Here is a 23954-nt window from a genome sequence, read left to right on the forward strand (position 1 = left end):
CCCCTAAAGTAGACGCGGGCCGTCTTTCCGCGCAAGCCGAAAACCGGACATTTCGTAACGAACGGGTGTCGTTACGAAATGCCCGGTGTCGGGGCGACCCTGATCAGAGGTCGGCTATCGCCTCCAGCGGTTTGGTGCGCGCGGCCCGAACGGCAGGCCACAGAGCAGCCAGCACTCCGACGACCGCGGACCCGAGAAGCATCGCGACGACCTGCCCCCAGGGCACCGTCATGGCACCCAGGCCCTCGTCGCGCAGGGTCTGGACGAAGCCCCACCCGAAGGCGATGCCGAGGGCGACGCCGACGATGGCACCGAACAGGGCGATGAGCAGCGACTCGAGGTAGATGATGCGCCGCACCTGCGGTCGCTGCATTCCTATCGCCCTGAGCATGCCGATCTCGCGTCGACGTTCGACGACCGACAGCGCGAGGGTGTTGACGATGCCCAGCACCGCGATGACCACGGCCAGGGCGAGAAGTCCGTACAGCACCGCGAGCAGTGTGTCGATCTGCTGGCCTTGGCTGCCCTTGAACTCTTCGACGTCCTGTACCTGCACCACCACGGACGGTTTGGTCGCGGCTTCGAGGTCGGTGCGCAGCGTACCGAGATCGGTTCCGGGCGCGGCCTTGACCAGGACCAGCAGATCCGACCGCGTGATGGACGGCGTCACCTTCTCGTAGATGTCGCCCGAGACGATCCAACTGCCGATCAGTGGGTTGTCGGTGAACACACCGGTGACGGTGACGGGAACCGAAGCTCCGTCGACGGAGTCGAACACGACCTGGGTGCCGATGTCCCAGCCCTTGGTGGACGCTTCGGTCTCGGACACCGAGAAGCCGTTGCTCTCGAGGTCTGCGGTGCCCCGAACCATGGACAGGTCGAGCAGTCCTTCCGGTGAGCCGTCGATGGCAGCGCCGAATTCTTCTTCTCCGGCGATCGTGACGAACACCGGATGCAGCACAGCGGTTCGTTCCACCCCGTCGACCTGTTGTGCGGCCGCCGTGGCTCCGGCCGGGACACCGATCGACTGTGGACCGGACAGGATGTAGTCGGCTTCGACGCCGGTGTCGACGAGCGAATCGACACTCGCCTTCGCCGTCGACCCGAGTACCCCGATGACGGTGACGAGCATGAGGCCGAGCATCAACGCGAATGCGGTGGCTGCCGTGCGGCGCGGATTGCGCACCGAGTTGGTTCTGGCCAAGCGACCGATCGCACCGAACGGCCGGGTGAGGACGGCCCCGAGCGCTCCCACGACGGGCCGTGACAACGACGGTGCGGCCAGGGCCGTGGCCACGATCGCCGCCACCGCGCCGACGCCGACGGTTGCTGCGGCAGCGCCGCCGGTCGACTGAGCGCCGATGACTATCGCTGCCGCTCCGGCAATACCCAGTCCGACGCCGACGAACGTCCGGGTTCGCAGGGTGTCGCCGGCGGACGCGAATTCCTCGCGCATTGCGGCCACCGGTGGAATCTTGGCTGCTCGCCGCGCCGGTGCGTAGGCGCTGAGGACGGTGACGATGATGCCCACCGCGAAGGCGACGACGACGGTGCGTGGTTCGAGGGCGAGTGGGCCCGACGGCAACCCGAGGTCGAAGGCATTGAGCAGAGCGCGCAATCCGTACGCCAGTCCGACGCCGCCGGCGAAGCCCAGCACACTTCCGATGACGCCGACGACGACCGCTTCGAGTACGACCGAGCGACTGACCTGCCCGCGGCTGGCTCCGATGGCGCGAAGCAGCGCCAGTTCGCGTACCCGCTGAGCGACGATCATCGAGAACGTGTTGTAGATGATGAACGTGCCGACGAGCAGTGCAATAGCGCCGAACGCGAGGAGGAAGTACGTGATGAACGACAGTGCCGACTCGACCTCGGCCTTGGTTTCGGCCTGGACGTCGGCAGCGGTCTGCACTTTCAGATCCGGGAACGCGGCGGCGATCTCGTCCCTGAGGTCGCTCTGCGTCTTATCCTGTGCCGCGAGATCGTTGCCCGCGACGTCGATGTACTGCACGTGCGCACCGTCGGTGAACAACTCGTTCGCCTGGCTCTGCACAAACTGAATCCCGATGAAACCACCGGATTCTGTTGCAGTGGAATAGATTCCGGAGACCGTGATGTCGGTGATTCCCTTGGATGGCACGAGTACCTGGGTCGCGTCGCCCACCTTCAGGCCCGCTCGATCGGCGCCACCTGCGTTGATCGCGACCTGGCCGGGCGCGGTAGGGGCCGAGCCGGAGACGAATGTCGCCGGATCGCCGAGCCGCTGCTCGTCCGGCAGGTAGGACTCACCGATCGTCGGTGCTCCGCCGGATTGCACTGCGGCACCGTCTTTACCCAGCAGAACGAGTTGTCCTCCTACATACGGAGAGACAGCACGCACGCCGGGAAGCGCCGAGATGGCGGCGATGTCCTCGTTGGGTACTCCGCTCGATCGCGCATCCTCGGGGGCGACTCGAACGTCGGCTCCCTGTGCGGTGTCGGCGAACAGTGACGAGAACGTGCGCTGCAGCGTGTCGGTGAAGACGAACGAGCCTGCGACGAAAGCGGTTCCGAGTACGACGGACAGAACCGTCAGTGCCAGCCGAACCTTGTGGGCGGCAAGGTTTCGCAGCGACACCTTGCGCATGGGGTTGCCCGACGCGGCCCGCGTCGGGGCCTTGTCGGGATTCGATTTCTTGGCGACCGAGTGCGACATCAGTGGACCGTTTCCAGCTTCTTCATGCGCTCGAGGACGGCGTCGGCGGTGGGCGACGCCAGTTGATCGATGACAGCTCCGTCGGCCAGGAACACGACGCGGTCGGCGTAACTGGCCGCTCGTGGGTCGTGGGTGACGATGACGACGGTCTGATCGAATTCGTCTGCGGCCGTGCGCAGAATCGACAGCACCTCACCGGACGAACGAGAGTCCAGGTTGCCCGTCGGCTCGTCGCCGAACACGATGTCGGGTCGACCGGCCAGTGCACGAGCGCACGCCACGCGCTGTTGCTGCCCACCCGAGAGTTCGCTCGGGCGATGGCCCAGGCGGTCGCGCAGTCCCAGTCGGTCGACGACGGTATCGAGCCAGCCCTGATCCGGGGTGCGTCCGGCGATGTCGAGCGGCAGAGTGATGTTCTCGAGCGCGGTCAGGGTGGGCACCAAATTGAAGGCCTGGAACACGAAACCGATTCGGTCCCTTCGTAACCCGGTCATCTCCTTGTCGGACAGCGCCGTCAGCTCGGTGTCACCGATCGTGACCGTGCCCGAGGACGCGGTGTCCAACCCGGCCAGGCAATGCATCAGTGTGGATTTGCCCGAGCCGGACGGGCCCATGATGGCGGTGAATTCTCCGCGGGCGAACTCGACGTTCACCCCGGACAGTGCGTGCACCTGGGTGTCGCCAGAACCGTAGACCTTCGATACGTCGACCGCACGTGCGGCAATGTCGCTCATGGGTGCCAGTGTTTCAGTGTTCGGGCCCGGTCGCTATCAGGGGAGACCCTGAACTCGACCCCTATGATGGGCGTCATGCGCATCGGAGCACATGTCCGCGACAGCAGCGACCCTCTGGGCACGGCCGAGACGCTCGGCGTCGACCTGGTCCAGATGTTTCTGACGGATCCGCAGAAGTGGAACAAGCTCACCCCGCACCCCCAAGGTGAGGCTCTGTTGACCGGAGACGTCGATGTGGTGGTGCACTCGTCCTATGTTCTGAACGTGGCGAGCCTGAACAATCGCATCCGAATCCCGTCCCGCAAAGCGGTCGTCGAACAGGCCGCAGCAGCTGCCGAGATCGGTGCGATCGGTTTGGTGGTGCACGGCGGTCACGTCCGAGAGGGCGAGGACACCGCCAAGGGAATCGACAACTGGCGCAAGCTGTTCGAGCGTCAGGCCGAGCAGGGTGGTTTCGGCGTACCGATCTTCGTCGAGAACACTGCCGGCGGTGACTCGGCGATGGCGAGGCGCTTCGACGACATCGCGCGGTTGTGGGACGCCATCGGGGAGTTCGGTGCCGGTTTCTGTCTCGACACCTGTCATGCGTGGGCCGGCGGCGAAGACCTGATCGACGTGGTCGATCGCATCAAGGCGATCACCGGACGAATCGACCTGGTGCATCTGAACAATTCGCGCGACGAGTTCGACTCTGCCCGCGACCGGCACGCGAACCTGGGCACCGGAACGATCGACGCGGACATTCTGACGGCCGTCGCGCTCGCCGCCGATGCACCGGTGATCCTCGAAACCCCGGCCGAGGGAATCGACGACGACGTGAGGCTGCTGAAAAGCCTGTAGCGAATCCGGCGGTTACGAGGGCGCTGCCGTCAGCTCGGTGGTCGCTGCGGCCCACAGCCGGACCAGTTCGTCCATTCCCTCGATGCCGGTGGACCAGGTGATTCGGGCCGACACGAGCCCTGATTCCGTCTCGCCGATCGCGATGTCGATGGCGTAGCCGCTGGGCTCGCCATGGCCGGCGTCGGCTTCGGATACATCGTGGCGGAACAGAATCTGCGCTCCCGGGCGGCAGGCCAGCGCCGGGTAGTTCCGGGTCAGCGGGTAGTCGCGGCCACCGTGAGGTGCCGAGTCCAGCCGTCTGCAGACGTCGTCGACGAGGTACGAGGCGCGGGCGGATTCGGTGAGGGCGTCGACCGGAACGGCGGGGAGCCGGACGGGATGGACGAATCCGGTGTCGTCGACGTCGATATCGACCAGGACGCCCGACGACGAGCCGCGGCGGTTGTCTCGCTGCCACGTGGACACCGCAGATCCGAGCGCGGCGAGCAGCCGAGCGTCGAGCCGGTGCGTGTTCGTGGGAACGGGCAGCGTGACCGTGGTGCGCTCACGGAGCGGAGACGGCGTGACCTGCAGCGGACGTTCGGCCGGGGTCAGGACAGCGACCCAATAGGGAACCTGTTCGGCGACCTCGGTGCAGAAGGTACGTCCGAGCTGAGCTGGGCTGATCGTCTCGCGATGGGCGAGTTTCAGCGGTGCGAACACGGTCACGCCGAGGAACCCCACTTCCGGTGAAGATTGTCCTAGCCTTACCTAATTCCCTCAGGCTAGCTCGAGTCCGGCCGGTGTGCCAGGACGCCCCCGTCCGATCCCGATTCCACCGCCCGGCGCAGTGCGGGAACGCCTGGTGAGGTCGGTAGCGTTCCCGTCTCCAGGTCCTCGAGCAGGTCCTCGGACCAGCCGAGCAGACCCGTCACGTCGATCCGGTGCGGGGGCTCGACCTCGTAACCGATCAGGCGGTCGTGTCCTTGGCGGAGCAACGAAGCGGCACCTACGCGGTTTCCTCGCATCAGGTGCGTCAATCCGACGGCCAGTTGCGCGAGGCCCTGCCAAAGCTCGCGTTCGTCCGGGACGCAGCTCTTCCACGTGCCCTCGAGTACCTCGTGGGCGTGAAACGGCATACGTGCGTCCAGGAATCGCTGCGCTTCGGTGAGGGCGGCGTCCGGTGGAAGACGGAGATCGTCGGGAACCCGGGGTGTTCCGGTACCGCCGCGGGCCAGCGGGCGGCCGAGGCCGTCGCGCGGCCGGGCGTTGAGGGGCTTGCCCTGCGGGTCGCGCTCGCGTTCGGCCATGGCGGTCACCCTAGTGGGGTGACCGCCATGGCCCACACGATGACGCGAGTGAGGTCACCGACGTGCGGACAGGACGGTCACCGACCCGAGTGCGATCAGCGCTGCCGCCGAGGTGGCGACCATCGTCGTCGAGACGGCGATCGCGTCGTTGCCCAGTGCACCGACGATCGGTGCGACGATCGCCCCGAGTCCGAACTGTGCGGCACCGAGTAGTGCAGCTGCGCCGCCTGCCGCTTCACCGTGGCGGGACAGCGCCAGCGCGGGCGCGTTGGGCATGACGAACCCGACGGCCCCGAGTACGAACCACAGCGGGACGACGAACCCAGCCATGCCGCCGACCTCGGTGACCGCCAGGACGACCATGATCGCGCCGGCGACGACGCCGAAGGACAGCGCCGACAGGACGATCTGCACCGGTGCGAAGCGTCCCAACAGCAGGACGTTGAGCTGGGATGCGCCGATCAGAGAGATCGCACCGGCCGCGAAGACGATGGCGAATTGTTGCTCGTCGAGGCCGAACTCCTCCTGCAGGACGAACGACGAACCGGCGACGTACGCGAAGAGCGCCGACATGGCCAGGGCAGCGACCATGATGAGGACGACGAACTGTGTGTCACGCAGCAGCGATCGGTAGGTCCACAGAACGGGCATGATGCCACTGGCTCGACGACGCTCGGGCGGCAGGGACTCGCGCAGCGACACGATTGCCAGCGTCATCAACGCCACGCCCATGATCGCCAACGCGGCGAACACGAGCCGCCAGGAACCGACGAGAAGTACCGCACCGCCGAGCGACGGTGCCAGCACCGGAGCGACGCCCATGACGAGCATCAGGCGAGACAGGACGGTCGCGGCGGCTCGCCCGCTGAACAGATCTCGGACGATGGCCATGGCGACCACGGCAGCAGCTGCGGCACCGAGGCCCTGAATCACACGCAGGCCGCCGAGTACGGCGATGTTGGGAGCAACGATGCAGGCGAGCGACGCCAGGATGTGCACTCCGGTGCCCACGATGAGGGGCAGTCGTCGGCCGACGATGTCCGACAGCGGCCCGATGACCAGTTGGCCGAGCGCGAGGCCGACCAACGTACCCGCGAGCGTGAGCTGCACTGCAGACGACGGGGTGTTCAGATCCTCGGCGATGGCAGGAAGTGCCGGCAGGTACATGTCGATGGTCAGTGGACCGAGGGCGATGAGCGCGCCGAGTACGAGGATCACCCGGAGGCGCTCGCGTGACGTCGGCTCGGTTGTGGGAGCCGACGTGCTGCTCTCGCGCGTGTCGGTCACCTGCGCGCTGGTTACGGATGTGTTCGATGCTGGGGCCACCCGAAGGTCAGCAGCGTAGGAGTTGATTCTGTTCCCGTTGCTGACTACAACTTTCGTGTCCTATGCCACCGCGTCGGACAGTCCGGTGAGTGTGTCCACCTCGTGGCTGGTCAGACGCAGTGTCGGCGCGTCGAGCAGAGCCGGTACCTGAGCGAGCGAGCTCGCGCTCGCGATCGGTGCGGTGATGCCCGGTCGAGCGAGCAACCAGGCGAGAGCCACACTCGACAACTCGGCCGAGCGGGAGTCGGCGATCTCCTGCAGGCCCTGCACCACAGCCAGGCCTGCGTCGGAGAAATAGCCCGTCGTCAGTCGCTCGCGCTGAGTACCGGCCAGATCCTCCCGGGTGCGGTACTTACCCGTCAGGAAGCCGGCGGCGAGGGAGAAATACGGAAACACCCCGAGGCCGTTGTCGACGGCGAGGGCTTGCAGTTCACCCTCGTAGTCGCGACGGGCAACGAGGTTGTAGTGCGGTTGCAGTGCGATCGGTGCCGCGAAACCGTTGTCTTTCGCCAGGCCCAGCCACTCGCGAACCCGCGCGGGGGAGTAGTTCGAGATGGCGACGTGGCGAACTTTGCCTGCCCGGACCAGGTCGTCGAACGCGGCCAGGGACTCGGCCAACGGCGTCTTGTCGTCGTCGTAGTGCGCGTAGTAGACGTCGATGTGATCGGTCTGCAGCCTGGCCAGGGAGGCGTCGGCCGCGGCCCGAATGTTGCCCGGTGCCAGACCGCGGAACTCGGGATGCTGGCTCACCTTGGTCGCGAGAACGACGTCGTCGCGGTTGCCACGGGCCGTCATCCACTTGCCGATGATCGTCTCGGATTCGCCGCCGGAGTTGCCGTCGGCGAAGGCAGAGTACGAATCGGCCGTGTCGACGAAATTGCCACCTCCCGCGGTGAACGCGTCCAGGATGTCGAAGGACGTGTCCTCGTCGCTGGTCCAGCCGAAGGTGTTCCCGCCGAGGGCAAGCGGAAAGATGTCCAGATCGGACGTACCGATAGCAACCACGAACTACTCCTTAGGTCGGCGAACAACTAGACTGTACGAGTAGGCCGGGATCAGTGCCAGGTGTGGTCCACCAGCGCGGTCCGTGGCCCGAATTTCGGCTTGGTCGCCTTGCCGCTGAGATACAGGAGCCGAATCGCGCGATGACGATGCGGTGCCAAGGGCTGCAGATACTCGACCATCTCCGCGTCGTCGATCGGTCTACCCAACAGCGACCACCCCACCACCGCGGCCAGGTGGTAGTCGCCCACCGACAACGCGTCGGGATCCCCCAGGGCGCGCTGCGCGGTCTCGGCCGCGGTCCAGATGCCGACACCCGGGATCGCGCGCAGCCTGCGTTGCGCATCCTCGGGCGTCATGTTCGACGCCTCCTCCAGCCGTCCGGCTGCGCGCGCGGCACGGACGATGGTCTTCGACCGAGCCGGGTCGACGTTGGCGCGGTGGTAGTCCCACGACGGGATGCGTCGCCACACGTCGGCGGTGGGAAACACGAACATCGTCTTCGGGGTCGGGCCCGGTGCGGGGTCGCCGAACTTGCTCACCAGGTACCGCCACGAGCCGAACGCCGAAATGCCGTGTACGCGTTGCTCGATGATCGCCGGTATCAGGGCCTCGAGCACCAGCCCGGTCCGGCCGAGGCGTAGGTGCGGAAGTTGTCTGTGTGCCTCGCGCAGAATCGGATGCTCGGGCGCGAAACTCGAGGCGTCGTCGTCCCGGCCGAGCAGAGCCGGGGCAACGTCGAGCAGTTCGTCGGCACCGGGCCCCCAGGCGCGCACCATGACGCTGCTCGGTGAGGCCTGCACCAATCGGTACGTGACCGGGCCGGAAATCATGCGCGACGTCCGCCACACGGCACCGTCCGGCGTGGACTCGTAGGTGGGATCGCCGCGGCCCCGACGCAGCGGTGACATGGACATTCGGATGTCGACGCGCTGCTCGAAGTCGACAAGGCGGGTGACGCCGTGATCGGTAGGGCCGGAGGAGGCGTTCTCGGTCATCGCTCGGGTCACCTCCGTCGCAGTCGTGGTCGGCCGGTTCAGTGTGTCCCTGCCAGGGCCATATTCAACACCCTTGCGCAGACACGGGTGAAAATATATTGGACGAATGCCCACATCACCGGATCGCGACGCAGTGCTGCGTGAGGGCCGCTCGTGTTTGTCCGCTTCGCCGGAGAACCGGCGGATCCTGGTGATCTCGGGTGCGCGAGGCATCGGCAAGTCCACGGTTGCCAACACCATCGCGGACGAGGCGACAGCGCTGGGTTTCCGGGTGGTGGATCTGCCGTGCCTCGCGTACTCCCCTGCGGCCGCGCTCGATCAGGGGCTGCTCGATGAGGGGCTGCTGGGTGATCTGGTGGCGGCCGACGTAGATGTGAAGCCGACGCTGCTGGTAATCGACGACCTGCATCTGTTGCCCGCGGGCTCGCGTGACCGACTCGCTCGTGCGGTGAAGGCGGCGGTACGTACCCCGCATGTCCGGTGTATCGCCACGACCGTCGACACCGTCCCGCCGCCGTTGTGGCGGGAGTTCGCCTTCCACCGTGTGCGACCGCTGCCCGACGACGCGGTGCGCGATCTGTTGAATGCTACGGAAACGGCAGCGGCGCAACGACAATCGATTATCGAGTTGTCGCAGGGAAACCCTCTCGTCGCGACCGAACTCGCTCGCGCTGCGCCGATCTGGCGCCGGGATCCATCCGTCGGCGGTGCGATGCTCGACCGCGCCCACCTCACCGATACGCTCGCCGACATCGGCGCGTTCGAGGTCGCCGGGCTCGACGAGGAGTCCAGGCGTCAAATTCTCGGCGATGCGGTGCGACACATCGTCTCTAGCGAGCACGGCAGCGACTCCGCGGCCGTCCACCCACATGGCGACACTGTCGCACAACTGTGGATTCTTGCCTCCTCGACCGCCGAGGAGCGCATCGCCGTTCACCTCGAATCCGCTGCCGACGGTCGGCTGACGCCCGACGAGCGTCTGGTGCATCGGGCACTCGCAGCCCGAGCGCCCGATGCGCACCTCGTCACTGCACTCGACGAGCGGGCGCACGACCTGGCGTCGCTGCAGCGCTACCGCCGGGCAGTGGCGTTGCTCTGCCGTGCAGCAGCGCTCGAATCCGATCGTGGACGCGCCCAGGCCCTCGAGGTGCGGGCGGCGTCCATAGCGGCATTCGCCGGCTTCGTCGATCTCGCGGTAGCGGTCTTGGACCGTATGCGGTCTGGACATCCCGATGCGGCCCTGTCCGAGACCGTTCCGGCCCGAGCCTTTGCCGTCGTGGCCCGGGGAGGCGACCCCCGTGCTGCGTTCGGCGTCGTCGTGCAGGCTCTCGATCGATTGCCGGATGCGGTCGCCCCTGACGTCGTCGATCAGTTGATCGGTTCGGTTCTGGCGTACAGCGCACTGAGCGGTGACAGCGAACTGGTTGCGCAGGCCCTGCAATGGGCGGTCAAATACGAACAGCATCTCGATCCGGTCAACGTGCTCGTCGCGCGGTCTCTCGGCGTCTCGGGTTCGAGAGTGCACGTGAGGGCACTCGAGAGCCCGGCGCTGATGGACGCGGTACGAGCCTCGCTGCGCACCGGAGACCCGTGGAAACCGGTCCTGCTGCAGCTGGCGATGCCCACCTTGCTGTGGGATCCTAACGACAGTTGTCGGCTGTCGGACGTGGTGGACTCTGTCGCAGCTGGGTTTCCGGCCGCCGAGTCTCTGACCCGGCTGCGGCACCTCGCCGCACTCGCCGCTCGAGGACAGTTCTCTGCGTTCGTCGAGGCCGTCTCCTCGGGACTGCCGGATGGCCTCTTCGACGAGCAGGAGGGCCTGCTGAAATCCTCGGTGGCAGCTGTCGCTGGTGGCGAGAAGAGCTGTACTGCAGCCGAATCGGTGGCACTGGGCCGCTTCGACGTCGCCTACGAGCGGATGCGCCGCCGCGATCTCTCGGCGGAGCACTGTTCGATCACTCCGTACGGACCACTCGAAATACTGGACTACGTCGAATCCTGTGTACGGCTGCGGCGGTCGGACGAGGCGCGCACGTATCTCGACCGACTGCGCCGAACCCGGCCCGATTTCTGGGGAGCCCGCCACAGTGCACTGCTGACTGCAGCCGAAGCGATGCTGGCGGAGGCCGGAGCCGAGGCGCTCTTCGAGGCGAGTCTGCATGAACTACGCACCGCAGGATGGTATTTCGATGCGCCGCGGGTTGCGCTGGTCTACGGCGAGTGGCTGCGCCGCCACCACCGGGTGATCGAAAGCCGCGGTCGGTTGAGGTACGCCGCAGATTTGTTCGCAGAACTGGGTGCACGCACGTGGCTGCGCCGAGCCGAGGACGAATTACGGGCGGCAGGAGCCGGCCCGCGCCCGCGTGAGGGTGATGCGGGCTCGGGGTTGACCGGGCAGGAATTGCGCATCGCGTCTCTTGCTGCCGCCGGTCTGACCAACAAGGAGATCGGCGAACAGCTGTATCTCTCGGCTCGTACTGTCGGCGGTCATCTGTACCGAGTGTTTCCCAAATTGCAGATCACCACGCGGTCCGCGCTGCGGGACGCACTCCTTCGTTACGAGGGCGGTGGACGGTGAGTGAGCACGTACTCGCCGGCTCTGGTTCGATCTCCTTGTCGACGGCACAGGACGGACGGCCCTTGCAGAACAGGAGATCAGCGTGACCCGATCGGACGAAAAGTCGTCGCCCCGCATGTCGGTGTCGAGTGCGACGGCATTCGTCGGAGTTGCGTTCGCGTTCGTGGTGGCGATGATGGGCACCACCATGCCGACGCCGCTCTATGCGCTCTACGAGGTCGAGTTCCACTTCTCCGTCTTCGTCGTCACCCTCGTGTTCGCGGCGTATGCCGTCGGTGTACTCGCAGCTCTGTTGGCGTTCGGCCGCTGGTCCGACTCGTTGGGACGACGCCCGATGCTGTTGGCGGCCATAGCATTCGGATTGATCAGCGCCGTGGTGTTCGTCACCGCCGGCTCGCTGACGGCCCTGGTGATCGGCCGCGTGTTGTCGGGAATCTCGGCCGGCATCTTCGTCGGTACCGCGACGGTGACGTTGATCGAGTTGGTACCCGACCGATGGCGTGACCGTGCATCCGCGATCGCTACCGCAGCGAACATCGGGGGCCTCGGCCTCGGACCGTTGGTGGCCGGAGTGCTCGCGGAGTACCTACCGCAACCGTTGCGTCTGACGTTCGTCGTCGACATGGTTCTGCTGGCTGCGGCAGCAGTGGCGGTGTTCCTCGCACCCGAGACGGTGCGGGTGGACGGCGGAGCACGCCCGCACATGCAGCGGCTGTCCGTTCCACCGGAGGTGCGCGGCACCTTCGTGCGCGCCTCGATCGGAGGATTCGCGGGGTTCGCCGTACTTGGCCTGTTCACTGCCGTCTCGCCGGGGTTCATCGGCAGTGTGTTGGGAGTCGACAATCACGCCGTCACCGGGGTAGTGGTGTTCACGGTCTTCGCTGCGTCGGCGACAGCCCAGATTGCTTTGCGCGCAGCCGATCCCGCGTCGGCGCAGCGGTGGGGATGCGCGCTGCTGCTGCTCGGTCTGGTGTTCCTGGCCGCGTCGCTGCTGCTGACCTCGTTGGCCGTTCTGGTGGTAGCGGCGCTGCTCTGCGGCGTCGGTCAGGGCATGACATTCGCCAACGGCATGTCCACGATCGGTGCCGAGCTTCCTCCGCACCGTCGGGCAGAGGTCACCTCGACTTTCTTCGTCGTGTTGTACATCGCGATCTCGGTACCGGTGATCGGGGCCGGAGCCGTGGCGACCGGATGGGGCCTGGTGACGGCGGGAGTGGTGTTCGCCGTCGTGATTGCGGTGCTCGCGGCGGTGGCGTTCGTGCTGTTGACCATCGATCTGCGCAAGTCTCGGGCTGTCGTGTCCTGAAACGGTCGACAGAGGGCCGGATTCGTACTCGATTCGGGACGGCGGGTAGGAGATGATGGTTGTCGACAGGAGGTCCTGACGATGGCCGAACGCTCGTTGCTTGCGGACTTCCTTCGGGTGCGCCGGGAATCGCTGCAACCCGAGCAGGTGGGTCTGGTGCGCGACGGCAACCGCCGAGTGCGCGGCCTGCGACGAGAAGAGATCGCCCGGCTCGCCGATATCAGCGCCGACTACTACCTGAGGCTCGAGCAGGGGCGCAATCATCAACCCTCCGAGCAGGTTCTGGCTGCGCTGAGTCGGGCTCTGCGTTTGGACGAGGACGAGCGGGCGTACTTCCACCGGGTGGCGCGCGCGCAGTCCGGCCCGGCCGTGGTCGAGGCGCTTCCGCCGCGAGTGACCGAGGCGTCGGCCCGGGTGTTGGAGCAGTGGGTCCACACGCCGGCGTACATCACCGACCGCCATCACGATCTGCTTGCGCTCAACGGTCCGGCTGCGCTGATGACGCCGGGCCTGAAAGTGGGTACCAACCTGATGCTCGATGTGTTCGCGCACGAGCACAGTGCCGCCTCGCCGGAGGACTGGGCCGTCACGGCGCAGCGAATGGTGTCGGCGCTGCGATTCCACGCGGCGCCGGGTCACCCGCGACTGACGGAGTTGGTGGGCCGATTGTCGGTGGAGAGCCGCGCTTTTCGCAGGATGTGGGCCAAACACGACGTACGGCCGTTGTCGTCGAGCATCTCCGTCGTCCCGGTGGAGCCGTTCGGTCTGGTCGAATTCCGTTCGCAGACTTTGGAGATCGTCGGCGAGGGTGGGCAGTTCATCACCACCTACTTCGCCGATCCCGGTAGTCGGTCGGCATCGGCGATCCGGCATCTGGTTGCCGGAGTCCCCAGCCGCGACACTCAGTTCGTTGTTCCTCGGTCCGATTCGGACGATCGGACCGCGTCGGCCAGTTGACGTAGAGCTGCCCTCGACTGTGCTGTTCGGGGCCGCAGCACCATCAGTACGTGGTCCTCGGCGGCAGGCATCAACAGGTAGTCGAGCATCAACGGACCGACGACGGCATGTTCGATCGTCACGGTTCCGGTTTTTCTCGCGCTGGTCTCACCGGCCCACTTCTGCGCGAATTCCGAACTACGGGTGGACAGTTCGCCGACGATGCGGCGAAAGGAGTCGTCTGGCTCGTGCCGATCCAACGACTCACGAAGCATGGCGACCACCTGATCCGCCGACGATTCCCACCCGGCAGGCGGGTCGGCGGCGGGATCGTCTCGATCGCCGCAGAGCGAACCGGCGTCGACGAATGTGAACACGGCCAGATTGACCCCCTCGGCGAAGCTCGGCGACACCGCACGAGCGAGCATCGTGGACAATTCGACGGTCAGATGCCGATCCAGCAGTACCGCAGGCGAATACGCCCAGGACTCGAGCGCCTCCACGTTGTGCATGATTCGACCATAGATCCAGGCGGTTGCCGGTCCGGTAACCCTGCCAGGGCCACCTTAGACCGGCGGTGTTCGATCCTCCCGAGGTGAACGAAAGCGTTGGGGCCGAGTATCACTGGGCTGGATCGGTCGTGCGGAACTTTCTCTGGTAATCCGACGGTGTCACCCCGAACTTGGTGACGAACGCACGCCGAAAAGCAGCGGGCGTGCCGAATCCTGCGTCGGCAGCGGCCCGGGCCACGGAATAGCCGGACTCGAGTGCGGCTACCGCGATATCGAGACGCATCGCGGTCACGTAATCGAGAGGCGTCGTGCCCAGTTCCTCGCGCACGATGCGATTGAGATGCCGCACACTGACATTGGCGTGTGCCGCGAGAGCGCTCAGGTTCGCGGGTCGTGTCGGGTCGGCATGGATGTAGTCGGTGATAGCGCGAGAGACCTGGGTCCGCGGCGGCGGACCCTTCAGCGACACCGAATACTGAGACTGGCCGCCGGAGCGCTGCATGTACACCAGCAGTAGTTGCGCGACCGTTCTGGCTATCGGGGCACCGTGATCACTTTCGACCAACGCCAACGCCAGATCGATTCCGGCAGCGACCCCGGCCGAGGTGTAGATGTCGCCGTCGCGAACGAAGATCGAATCCGGTTGGACACGCGTGTCGGGAAAGCGTTCCGCCAGAGCCGACGTGAACTTCCAGTGAGTGGTCGCACTCCGGCCGTCGAGCAGACCGGATCCCGCCAGCGCGAACGCCCCACTGCAGATCGACGCCACCCGTCGCGCTCGGGGCGCGAGCAGCGCCACCGCGTCGAGCAACGCCGGGTCCTCGAAGACGGCCGGAGCCGATTCGCTACCGGGAACGATGAGGGTGTCGAAGTCGCCGCTGTCGGCGACGGCGGCGTTCACCGACACCGTCATTCCCATCGAGGTCACCACGTCACCGCCGTCGATCGAGAGGAAGACGATGTCGTAGCCGTCGACTCGCTGGTTCGCTTCGAGGAAGACCTCGGCCGGGCCGACGAAGTCGAGCATCTTGACCTGGTCGAAGAGCAGAATGCCGATGCGCCGACGCTGGGTCGGACCACGCCGAGACGGGTCGTCGTTCACCCGAGTGGTCGAACGCGTCACGATGCTCGGATTCCGGCCTTCATGCCCACGGCACCCGCTTCACCGCGGGTCTTGACCTCGAGTTTCTTCAGAATGCTTGCGACGTGGAATTTCACCGTGCTCTCGCCGATGTTGAGGCTCACGGCAATGTCCTTGTTGCGCTTGCCGTATGCGAGGTAGCCGAGAACTTCTCTCTCGCGACGGTTGAGGCCGGCGAGAAGTTGTTCGTCGGCTCGTGCGGGAGGCGGGTCGAGAGGAATCGCGATGCTCACACGTGATCCCCACCCAGCGGTGGATTCGAACGAGATCGATCCCCGGAGGGTGTGCACGCGTCCGGAGAGCTGTTGGGTCAGAGTCTCTGTGTCGCAGACGTGCAGGCCGTCGTTGCGGACTTCGAGCAGCAGGTTGGTTCCGTCGCAATCCCACGCGATACGTACCCGTCGAACATCCGGCTGAGCCACGTAGGCGAGTACGACGGTCCGAACCACGGCTCGCGCCGCGCGTGCGATCTCGCCGGGGACCGGTCTTCCGTCGACTGGGGGAGCGACATATTCGACGTCGATCGAGGACTGGTCCAACACCGTGGCGAGCTCCCCTTGCAGCCTGGCGAAGGCGGTGGTCACTGCTTCCTGCCCCAGCTCACGGTTGGCTTCTTCGATGGAGCGAAGCTCGATCAGTGCCGCCGACGCGGTATCGCTGGCGGTTGCGCGTGCTCGCGCGTCATCGAGGTCCTTCGAGCGCAGCGTGGACAGCACGGACGTGAGGGTATCGACGTGGGCGTCGACCATCTCCGAGATCACCCGAGCACGCTCGCTCGAGGCCGCCAGGGATTCGGCGAGATACGCAGGACTCGCCTGGACCACCTGATGGCGTATGGAGGTGGCTACGATTCCGAAGGCAACGCCGACGTCGGAGTCCGGATCGAACTGCGGCGCAGCCGATTTGGGCACCAGGACCAGCAGGGTGTCGGTCGTGTCGTCGAGTTGCGTCGCGAGACGTCGCTGTGCACCGGCCAGGCGCCCCGGGCCGTCCAGAGCTCGGCGCCCACTCTGCTGCACCGACTGCTTGAGGTCGTCGAGCTCCTTGATCGTCACGCGGCTCGTCATCGACTCGTCGCCACCGACTTTTCTCGGACGGCCGGTGCATTCCCTGGTGAAAATGATCATCGCCGAGTGCGGATACCGCTGCGACGACCACCACGAAAAACGAGCAGCTATCTCGACCAGCGGACCGGTCAGGACCTCCCGAAGCGCGGCGAGCGAGTCGGTCGGTTCGGACCTGGCGGGGGTCGACGGGGCAGAGCTGCTCACGTGCGCATCCTAGTACTCGGAGCGGCGTCGTGTGATGTCCGTTCGGCCAGTGATTACTAGCCGTTGTGCGTGGTTCTTTTCTCGCGGTAGGACGACAACCTGGACATCGGATTCATCGACGAAGGGAACACCGTTGAGGACGACCACCGAAACCCTCGCGTCGACTCTCGGCTGCCCGGAAACGAAGCGCATGATCGGACTTCGCGACCCGGTGGATGCCCTACGGCGGCGGGCCGGCCGAGGACATTCTGGTCGGGTTCGGAATCAGCCCGACCGAATACTTCACCAGGCTCGCCGCAGTGCTTCGCGAACCCGACACAGAATCGACCCTCGACCGCGACACGATGTCAGCGTTGCTCGAGGTGTGCCGCCGCAGGCTCTGGCTCGGCGAGTGAATTGTCCTCCGTACATCACCTGACCTCAGGAGTGCTTGTGTCACAAACCGTTCATGCCGTCGTCGCCAAGGCGAAGGGTGAGCCCGTCTCGATCGAGACGATCACCATTCCCGATCCCGGCCCGAACGATGTCGTGGTCACCATCGCCGCGTGCGGGGTGTGTCATACCGATCTGCATTACCGCGAGGGCGGCATCAACGACGAGTTCCCGTTCCTGCTCGGCCACGAAGCCGCAGGCACCGTCGAAACCATCGGCGACGCTGTCACTCATGTCGAGGTCGGTGATTTCGTGGTGTTGAACTGGCGTGCGGTGTGCGGGGAATGCCGAGCCTGCAAGAAAGGCACCCCCTGGTACTGCTTCGACACCCACAATGCCTCGCAGAAGATGACTCTCGCCGACGGCACCGAACTCTCCCCTGCGTTGGGGATCGGTGCGTTCGCCGACAAGACCCTCGTCCACGAAGGCCAGTGCACCAAGGTCGACCCGGAGTCCGATCCGGCGGTGGTGGGGTTGCTCGGGTGTGGGGTGATGGCCGGGTTGGGTGCGGCGATGAACACCGGCCACGTCTCCCGCGGGGATTCCGTCGCCGTGATCGGGTGCGGCGGTGTCGGGGATGCCGCGATCGCCGGGGCCCGCCTGGCGGGGGCGTCGACGATCATCGCCGTCGACCGCGACAAGAAAAAACTCGACTGGGCTCTCGATCTCGGTGCCACCCACACGGTCGACGCCTCGCAGGTCGATGCGGTCGAGGCCATCCAGGAGTTGACCGGCGGGTTCGGGGCGGATGTGGTCATCGATGCCGTCGGGCGTCCGGAGACGTGGAAGCAGGCGTTCTACGCCCGCGATCTCGCCGGGACGGTGGTGTTGGTGGGGGTGCCGACGCCGGAGATGACGGTGGAGATGCCGTTGATCGATTTCTTTTCCCGGGGTGGGTCGTTGAAGTCGTCGTGGTACGGCGATTGTCTGCCGGAGCGGGATTTTCCGATGTTGGTCGATCTGTACGAGCAGGGTCGGTTGCCGCTCGAGAAGTTCGTGACCGAACGGATCGGTCTCGGTGATATCGAGGCGGCGTTCGAGAAGATGCATCAGGGCACGGTGCTGCGTTCGGTGGTGGTCCTGTGAGTGGGCAGTTGCGGGTCGAGAAGGTCGTCACGTCGGGGACGTTCGCGCTCGATGGTGGCGAGTGGGAGGTCGACAACAACATCTGGTTGGTCGGTGACGACGACGAGGTGGTGATCGTCGATGCTGCGCATACGGCCGGTCCGATCGTCGATGCGGTCGCCGGTCGTGCTGTGCGGGCGATCGTGTGTACGCATGGTCACAACGATCATGTGACGGTCGCTCCGCAGTTGTCGGGGGAGTTGGATGCGCCGATTCTGTTGCATCCGGCCGATGATGTGTTGTGGGAGCAGACGCATCCGGGCATCGGGCATTCGGTGCTCGAGGACGGTCAGCGGATCACCGTCGCGGGGACGGAGATCGTGGCGTTGCACACTCCCGGTCATTCGCCGGGGTCGAGTTGTCTGTATCTGCCCGAGGCGGGTCAGTTGTTCTCGGGGGACACGTTGTTCTCCGGTGGGCCAGGGGCGACGGGTCGGTCGTATTCGGATTTCCCGACGATCATCGGCTCGATCCGGGATCGATTGTTCGCGTTGCCCGCCGAGACCCGGGTCAACACCGGGCACGGAGACGGAACGAGTATCGGGGACGAGTCCCCGCACCTCGAAGAATGGATCGCCCGCGGGAATTGAGGTTCGATGTTTCGCAGCACAGTGTCAGCGATGCCCAGCTTGGGAGAAGTCTCTCCCGGCTGCCGGGGCGAGTCAGCCGGGGTTTGTCGGTGGCCCGAAGTAGGGTCCTGTCCGTGATCATCGTGAGTACGGACGGCTCTTGTCTGCGTAACCCCGGCGGAGCAATCGGGTGGGCGTGGGTCAATCACACGGGTCCGAGCAACTCCGGCGGCGAGCCCTCGGGCACCAACCAGGTAGCCGAGCTCCGCGCCTTGCTCGAGGCAGTGTTGGCCCACCCCGGCCCGGAGCCGTTGCTGATCGAATCGGACTCTCAGTACGCCATCAAGTGCGCGTCGGAGTGGCTGGCAGGCTGGAAGCGCGAGGGGTGGAAGACTGCGGGCGGCACCCCCGTGCGCAACCTCGATCTGGTGCAGAGCATCGAGCGAGCCATCACCGAACGCGAAGGGCCGGTGCGATTCCGGTGGGTTCGCGGCCACGTCGGCAATCACTTCAACGAAGCAGCCGACGCGCTGGCGGGCGAAGCCGCCCGTGCCATCGCGGCCGCCGGAGCGAACGCGGTGCCTGCACCGACCGAGGCTCGCAGCGGACCCGTTGCACAGAAGGAATCCGTTCCCGCTGCGCCGCGCCCGTCCGAACCGGAGATCGCCACCCTGTTCTGACGGCCGAGCCGCGCGCATGTTCCGGATCAGCCGCGGGGTCTCATCCGCGCGTTGGGTAGTTCCGGTGCGTGCAACCTGGGCCCGGGGTAGCCCTCCACGGTGCCGAACTGACCGTTCTCGGCCTCGTACGCGGCCCGATACTCCACCACGTCCTCGTGGCTGCGGCCGACGAAGTTCCACCACATGACTATCTGTTCACCGAACGGCGGACCGCCCAACAGGAGGAATCGAACCGGTTCGCGGGCGGGATTGTGGAGCTGCATCGACCGGTGCCCGGGTTCGAGGTAGCCGAGTTCGGCTGCGCCCAGATCGGTCTCGTTCAGCGTCACCGATCCCTGGTCGACGACAACTCCGTGTTCGTAGGACTCGTCGATCTCGACGCTGACCCGCGCCCCGGCGTCGAGCACGATCTCCGCTCCGAGCAGTGGCGTGTACGTCGACACCGGCGAGGTCTCGCCCAGAAGCGATCCGAGAAACACCCGAGCGGTCAGGCCGGGCCGGGTGATCGACTCGGGAACGTAGTGCTCGAAAGTCGGTGCAACGAAACGAGATACGGCGGGCAGTGCCACCCACAGCTGCATCCCGTGCAGGATGTCGGTGTCGGGTGTCGACACCTCGGAGTGGCTGATGCCCTGCCCGGCCGTCATCAGGTTGAGCTCCCCGGGCCGCACCATCGCATGAGATCCGACGCTGTCGCGATGTTCGATCTCACCGGAGAACAGCCAGCTGACGGTCTGTAGGCCGGTGTGCGGGTGCGGTGCGACGTCCATGCGCGAGTGCACGGGCCCGTAGTGGTCTGCGAAACACCATGCGCCGATGAGGGATCGGTCCTTGTGCGGCAGGGTGCGGCGCACCTTCATGGCACGAGGGCCGCCGAGTGGAACCTCGCGTGGGGTGAGGACCTGGATCATCAGTGCTCCCGGATGTCGGTCTGGGCGAGTCTGAGCTTGGTGCACAGACTGTCGAGTGTCCTGAGCTCGTCGGTGTTCAATGCATCGCCGACGTAGCGCCTGATGCGGGCGGCGTGTTTGCGTCCGATCGAGGCCTGCAGGTCTGATCCCGCGTCCGTCAGGCAGATCACGGTCCCGCGTTTGTCCGACGGATCCTGCTCTCGGACAACGTAACCCATCGCTTCGAGCCGGTCGCACATCCGGCTCAGCGACGGTTGGCTGAGCAGGATCTCGTCGTTGAGCCGACGCAGTCGGAGTCTGCGGTCCGGGCTGGTGCTCAGGGTGAACAGCACGTCGTATTCGCGCATGCCGATCGGATCCCAGATGTCGTCGGCGGCGAACCGGCGCATCAGGGAAACCTGGGAGCGAAACAGCGACTCCCAGGCGTTCACCGCCACCTCCGTGTCAGACGGCAACTGCTGGTTCCTTCGCAGCGCCCGCGGCCTTTTCTGCCAGCATCGAGGCGTGAGTCGGAGGATTCTCCGGAACGCCGGCCGGGCGTCGGGCAGCGAATTCCTTGCGCAATACCGGTACGACGTCCTCGCCCAGGATGTCGAGTTGTTCGAGCACTGTCTTCAGCGGCAGGCCGGCGTGGTCCATCAGGAACAGCTGACGCTGGTAATCGCCGAAGTAGTCTGCGAATGCGAGCGTCTTCTCGATGACCTGCTGCGGAGATCCGACGGTCAGCGGGGTCTGCTCGGTGAACTCCTCCATCGTGGGGCCGTGGCCGTAGACGGGTGCGTTGTCGAAGTACGGTCGGAATTCGTTCACCGCGTCCTGGCTGTTCTTGCGCATGAACACCTGACCGCCGAGACCGACGATGGCCTGGTCGGCGCGGCCGTGGCCGTAGTGCTCGTAGCGCTCCCGGTAGAGATCGATGAGCTGGATGTAGTGCTCTTTCGGCCAGAAGATGTTGTTCGCGAAGAAGCCGTCACCGTGGTAGGCGGCGATTTCTGCGATCTCCGGGCTGCGGATCGACCCGTGCCAGACGAACGGCGCGATGTCGTCGAGCGGACGAGGAGTGGACGTGAACCGGTCGAGTGGCGTCCGGAAGTTTCCCTCCCACGTGACGACGTCCTCGGTCCACAGGCGTCGCAGCAGCTGGTAGTTCTCCAGAGCCAATGGGATGCCCTGACGGATGTCCTGTCCGAACCACGGGTAGACCGGGCCGGTGTTGCCGCGACCCATGATGAGGTCGACGCGTCCCTCGGACAGATGCTGGAGCATCGCGTAGTCCTCGGCGATCTTGACCGGGTCGTTCGTCGTGATCAGCGTCGTCGACGTCGACAGGATCAACTTCTCGGTGGTGGCCGCGATGTAGCCGAGCATGGTCGTCGGTGACGAGGGTACGAACGGCGGATTGTGATGCTCGCCGGTCGCGAAAACATCCAGACCAACGTCCTCGGCATGCTTGGCGATGGTGACCATCGATCGAATGCGCTCGTGCTCGGAGGGCGTAGTCCCGGTGGTGGGGTCGGTGGTGACATCTCCGACGGTGAAGATTCCGAACTGCATGGCGTGCTCCTACCCGAACGACAAGTTCATGCGTTTGCATTGACTATGCCGTACAACCGGGGTGCGGTCCGGGTTATTTCCGCGGCGGTCACTGCACGAGAGACGCGGTTCCGGTGAGCAACCGCACGTCGTACGACTCGGTCGGGCCGTGCTGCTCGGTGGTTCCGCCGTGCACGGTGTACAGCACTGCGTACGAGGTGAACGTGACGTCCTGGCCGTCGTCCGTATCGATGTTGACGCGGGGCAGAACGACGAGCAGGTGGGTCCGGTTACCGTCCGAGAGGGTCTCGACGACGGTCCGCACCTCGAATCCCATATCGGATCGGGTGACGTCGGTGGATTCCAGCGTCTCTCCACTGAGGACGAGCTGCGCCGCCCACACTCCGGCGGAGCGATGGGCGTCGACGGTTCCGGTGAGGTCGTCACCGCTGAAGTCGTAGTGGTTCGCTGCTGTGAAAGGCATGGTCACAGGCTATGCCTCGGTCGGTGAAAAAACTTCGAAAGAATTTCCCATCCGCTACCCATCCACCCGGCGACGGGCCCCGAATGGACAATGAGACACCCGCTACTGCTGTCGCCCCCGACCGCCGTCAGTAGTGGGTGTCTCCCTTTGTGTTGCGTGGGTTTGTCGCATGGGTTTCAACGACACCGGTGACAGAGTCCCCTACCCCCTTGCTCCCCAGGAGCACGAAGCTGTGATGACCAAACTGCGTGCTGCGCGACCGTAGGCCCGTATTCGAGTTCGTTGGATGCACCGACGTGCCGCAGTTCGAATCGAGCGCGCGTCTAGGATTCGGAGATGCCGGCATCCAAGACCGAACTGTCCGCCGAACTTCGAGCGCTGCTGGGGCGAGACCGTCGTGATCTTGCTGCGGCACTGCTCACCTCCGCCTTCACGCCGGTCCTGGACGACATGTATCCGTGGGTGACCGGATCTCGGCTGGGTGAGGCGCTCGCCCGAGACGCCGGAATCCGAGTCAGTAACTGGTCGTGGAGCATCGGCCGCAATCCCGACGCCACTCTCGCGCGGCTGATTCTCGAGCTCGTTCTGCTGTGGGAAGGAGCCGGCCTGGCGTGCCGTGGGCTCGCGCTCGACGGTAACGAGGTCGTTCTCCTCGCTCGCGGTGAAGAGCTACTGCGAGCCGGGGATCCTGACTCTGTCCGCCGCGCACTCGCGTGACCGGGAGCCCAGTTCGCTCAGTCGACTGATCAATCTGTCGGTATCGAGTCCGGTGCATCCGACGGCGAATTCGGTCAGCGGCACCACGCTGTGGAATTCGGTACGCACATCGAGGTCGTACAGAACATCGACCAGATTCGCGAAGCGCTGAGCCGCGAACTCGTCCACGCTCGCGAGAGCCGGAATGTCGGTGATCGTCAGCTGCGTAGCGGTCTGGGCCATCTGAAGGTAGTCACCCGTGGAACGGGCAGCACAACACAGCTCGGCAAACGTCCGACCACCCGAGACGGGCTCCACGGTCCATGTCCCCGAGGCGAAGCGCGATCCACTGGCACCGGCGGCGCGGTAATCGACGGGGCCGTCGACACGGACCACGTCGAGGCACTGCTTCAGCTTCTCGATGGTCGGGGCGAACGTCGGGTGGAACAGCGGATTCGGCAGCAAATCGTCGGGCGCGTAGTTCGAGGTGACGACCAGGACGACGCCACGAGCGAAGAGTGCGTCGAGCATGCGCGTGATGAGGCGGGCGTCTCCGATGTCGTGGACGTGAAATTCGTCGAAGCACAGCAGTGCCGCCGGAGCCGATCCTGTCGACAGGACATCGTCGATGGCTGCGTCGATGGAAAACCCGTGGCGAAAGTACGCCGCGTGGAGATCGCGGAAGAAGCTGTGGAAGTGCACGCGCTTCTTCGCAGAAGTGTCGGCCGCGGCGAAGTAGCTGTCCAGCAGCCAGGTCTTGCCACGCCCGACCGGTCCCCACAGGTAGACACCTCTGTCGCCGGGTGTCGACAGCGTGTCTGCCGCTGCGGCCTGGGCGTCGTCGAGCGTGAAGGCAGCGTCGAAGACGTGTCGCGATGCGGTCGGCCTCATGCCAC

The 23954-nt window shown here is 65.6% G+C and carries 24 protein-coding genes; 9 read left to right on the forward strand and 15 right to left on the reverse strand.

Annotated elements, in window-relative coordinates; all coding sequences use genetic code 11:
- Nucleotides 1-103: 103 nt before the first annotated feature.
- Both AB0P23_RS06040 and AB0P23_RS06045 read right to left on the reverse strand, forming a co-directional pair.
- Complete coding sequence (locus AB0P23_RS06040) at nt 104-2626, reverse strand: FtsX-like permease family protein (RefSeq protein ID WP_045841730.1); 2523 nt, start codon at nt 2624-2626, stop codon at nt 104-106.
- Between the two features lie 68 nt (nt 2627-2694).
- Nucleotides 2695-3429, reverse strand: a complete 735-nt coding sequence (locus AB0P23_RS06045; protein WP_032367760.1) for an ABC transporter ATP-binding protein — start codon at nt 3427-3429, stop codon at nt 2695-2697.
- A gap of 75 nt (nt 3430-3504) precedes the next feature.
- On the opposite strand from AB0P23_RS06045, the gene AB0P23_RS06050 reads away from it, so the two are divergent.
- Entirely contained in the window at nt 3505-4269 is a 765-nt protein-coding gene (locus tag AB0P23_RS06050; protein WP_027495204.1) for a deoxyribonuclease IV, read from the forward strand.
- Between the two features lie 12 nt (nt 4270-4281).
- On the opposite strand, the gene AB0P23_RS06055 is transcribed toward AB0P23_RS06050, so the two are convergent.
- From AB0P23_RS06055 to AB0P23_RS06075, 5 genes are all read right to left on the reverse strand, one after another.
- Entirely contained in the window at nt 4282-4977 is a 696-nt protein-coding gene (locus AB0P23_RS06055; RefSeq protein WP_155288737.1) for a hypothetical protein, read from the reverse strand.
- A 56-nt stretch (nt 4978-5033) separates the two neighbouring features.
- Nucleotides 5034-5558 carry a DUF309 domain-containing protein gene (locus AB0P23_RS06060; RefSeq protein ID WP_045841731.1) on the reverse strand — a complete coding sequence of 175 codons (525 nt, stop codon included), beginning with the start codon at nt 5556-5558 and terminating at the stop codon, nt 5034-5036.
- 54 nt (nt 5559-5612) lie between these two features.
- Complete coding sequence (locus AB0P23_RS06065; RefSeq protein WP_363797066.1) at nt 5613-6776, reverse strand: multidrug effflux MFS transporter; 1164 nt, start codon at nt 6774-6776, stop codon at nt 5613-5615.
- Nucleotides 6777-6944: 168 nt separating this feature from the next.
- A complete protein-coding gene (locus AB0P23_RS06070) occupies nt 6945-7889 on the reverse strand; it encodes an aldo/keto reductase (RefSeq protein WP_363797041.1) in 945 nt (314 codons plus the stop codon).
- A 50-nt stretch (nt 7890-7939) separates the two neighbouring features.
- The gene (locus AB0P23_RS06075; protein ID WP_045841617.1) at nt 7940-8884 is read right to left on the reverse strand and encodes a DNA-3-methyladenine glycosylase; all 945 of its coding nucleotides are present in this window, start codon (nt 8882-8884) and stop codon (nt 7940-7942) included.
- Nucleotides 8885-8990: 106 nt separating this feature from the next.
- Between AB0P23_RS06075 and AB0P23_RS06080 the strand changes: the two genes are divergently transcribed.
- From AB0P23_RS06080 to AB0P23_RS06090, 3 genes are all read left to right on the forward strand, one after another.
- Nucleotides 8991-11462 (forward strand): LuxR C-terminal-related transcriptional regulator, encoded by a 2472-nt coding sequence (locus AB0P23_RS06080; protein WP_082079202.1) that lies wholly within the window; start codon nt 8991-8993, stop codon nt 11460-11462.
- Nucleotides 11463-11544: 82 nt separating this feature from the next.
- On the forward strand, nt 11545-12768 hold the full coding sequence (locus AB0P23_RS06085) for an MFS transporter (protein WP_322544671.1): 1224 nt from the start codon (nt 11545-11547) through the stop codon (nt 12766-12768).
- Nucleotides 12769-12849: 81 nt separating this feature from the next.
- Nucleotides 12850-13725 carry a helix-turn-helix transcriptional regulator gene (locus AB0P23_RS06090; protein WP_052053602.1) on the forward strand — a complete coding sequence of 292 codons (876 nt, stop codon included), beginning with the start codon at nt 12850-12852 and terminating at the stop codon, nt 13723-13725.
- Here the strand turns inward: AB0P23_RS06090 and AB0P23_RS06095 are convergent.
- The 3 genes from AB0P23_RS06095 to AB0P23_RS06105 all read right to left on the reverse strand — a co-directional run bounded on the left by AB0P23_RS06095 (nt 13671) and on the right by AB0P23_RS06105 (nt 16628).
- Nucleotides 13671-14216, reverse strand: a complete 546-nt coding sequence (locus tag AB0P23_RS06095; protein WP_363797044.1) for a hypothetical protein — start codon at nt 14214-14216, stop codon at nt 13671-13673. The genes AB0P23_RS06090 and AB0P23_RS06095 overlap by 55 nt on opposite strands.
- A 109-nt stretch (nt 14217-14325) precedes the next feature.
- The gene (locus tag AB0P23_RS06100; RefSeq protein WP_255182268.1) at nt 14326-15339 is read right to left on the reverse strand and encodes a DJ-1/PfpI family protein; all 1014 of its coding nucleotides are present in this window, start codon (nt 15337-15339) and stop codon (nt 14326-14328) included.
- Complete coding sequence (locus AB0P23_RS06105; protein ID WP_032401013.1) at nt 15336-16628, reverse strand: helix-turn-helix transcriptional regulator; 1293 nt, start codon at nt 16626-16628, stop codon at nt 15336-15338. Before AB0P23_RS06105 ends, AB0P23_RS06100 begins: the two co-directional genes overlap by 4 nt.
- 215 nt (nt 16629-16843) lie before the next feature.
- Here AB0P23_RS06105 and AB0P23_RS06110 point away from each other — a divergent pair, with 215 nt between their 5' ends.
- The 4 genes from AB0P23_RS06110 (at nt 16844) to AB0P23_RS06125 (ending at nt 19434) form a co-directional block, all read left to right on the forward strand.
- Entirely contained in the window at nt 16844-17023 is a 180-nt protein-coding gene (locus tag AB0P23_RS06110) for a hypothetical protein (RefSeq protein WP_206497419.1), read from the forward strand.
- Nucleotides 17024-17060: 37 nt separating this feature from the next.
- Entirely contained in the window at nt 17061-18146 is a 1086-nt protein-coding gene (locus AB0P23_RS06115; RefSeq protein ID WP_306901742.1) for an S-(hydroxymethyl)mycothiol dehydrogenase, read from the forward strand.
- A complete protein-coding gene (locus AB0P23_RS06120) occupies nt 18143-18775 on the forward strand; it encodes an MBL fold metallo-hydrolase (protein ID WP_027495216.1) in 633 nt (210 codons plus the stop codon). Before AB0P23_RS06115 ends, AB0P23_RS06120 begins: the two co-directional genes overlap by 4 nt.
- A gap of 113 nt (nt 18776-18888) precedes the next feature.
- Nucleotides 18889-19434 carry a ribonuclease H gene (locus AB0P23_RS06125; RefSeq protein WP_363797047.1) on the forward strand — a complete coding sequence of 182 codons (546 nt, stop codon included), beginning with the start codon at nt 18889-18891 and terminating at the stop codon, nt 19432-19434.
- A gap of 26 nt (nt 19435-19460) precedes the next feature.
- Here AB0P23_RS06125 and AB0P23_RS06130 read toward each other — a convergent pair whose 3' ends face one another.
- The 4 genes from AB0P23_RS06130 to AB0P23_RS06145 all read right to left on the reverse strand — a co-directional run bounded on the left by AB0P23_RS06130 (nt 19461) and on the right by AB0P23_RS06145 (nt 22362).
- The gene (locus AB0P23_RS06130) at nt 19461-20345 is read right to left on the reverse strand and encodes a pirin family protein (protein ID WP_206497418.1); all 885 of its coding nucleotides are present in this window, start codon (nt 20343-20345) and stop codon (nt 19461-19463) included.
- Entirely contained in the window at nt 20345-20800 is a 456-nt protein-coding gene (locus tag AB0P23_RS06135; protein ID WP_032401015.1) for a MarR family winged helix-turn-helix transcriptional regulator, read from the reverse strand. Before AB0P23_RS06135 ends, AB0P23_RS06130 begins: the two co-directional genes overlap by 1 nt.
- Entirely contained in the window at nt 20790-21899 is a 1110-nt protein-coding gene (locus AB0P23_RS06140; protein ID WP_032401016.1) for an LLM class flavin-dependent oxidoreductase, read from the reverse strand. The genes AB0P23_RS06135 and AB0P23_RS06140 overlap by 11 nt, the downstream gene beginning before the upstream one ends.
- An 88-nt stretch (nt 21900-21987) precedes the next feature.
- Nucleotides 21988-22362 (reverse strand): hypothetical protein, encoded by a 375-nt coding sequence (locus tag AB0P23_RS06145; RefSeq protein ID WP_206497417.1) that lies wholly within the window; start codon nt 22360-22362, stop codon nt 21988-21990.
- Nucleotides 22363-22698: 336 nt separating this feature from the next.
- Here AB0P23_RS06145 and AB0P23_RS06150 point away from each other — a divergent pair, with 336 nt between their 5' ends.
- Nucleotides 22699-23079 carry a hypothetical protein gene (locus AB0P23_RS06150; RefSeq protein WP_032369575.1) on the forward strand — a complete coding sequence of 127 codons (381 nt, stop codon included), beginning with the start codon at nt 22699-22701 and terminating at the stop codon, nt 23077-23079.
- On the opposite strand, the gene zapE is transcribed toward AB0P23_RS06150, so the two are convergent.
- Nucleotides 23032-23949: a cell division protein ZapE gene (gene zapE / locus AB0P23_RS06155; protein ID WP_206497415.1), complete on the reverse strand. Its 918-nt coding sequence runs from the start codon at nt 23947-23949 to the stop codon at nt 23032-23034. The genes AB0P23_RS06150 and zapE overlap by 48 nt on opposite strands.
- Nucleotides 23950-23954: the final 5 nt, after the last annotated feature.

The organism is Rhodococcus sp. NPDC077669, from assembly GCF_040686915.1.
In the GTDB taxonomy this organism is placed as follows: domain Bacteria; phylum Actinomycetota; class Actinomycetes; order Mycobacteriales; family Mycobacteriaceae; genus Rhodococcoides; species Rhodococcoides fascians.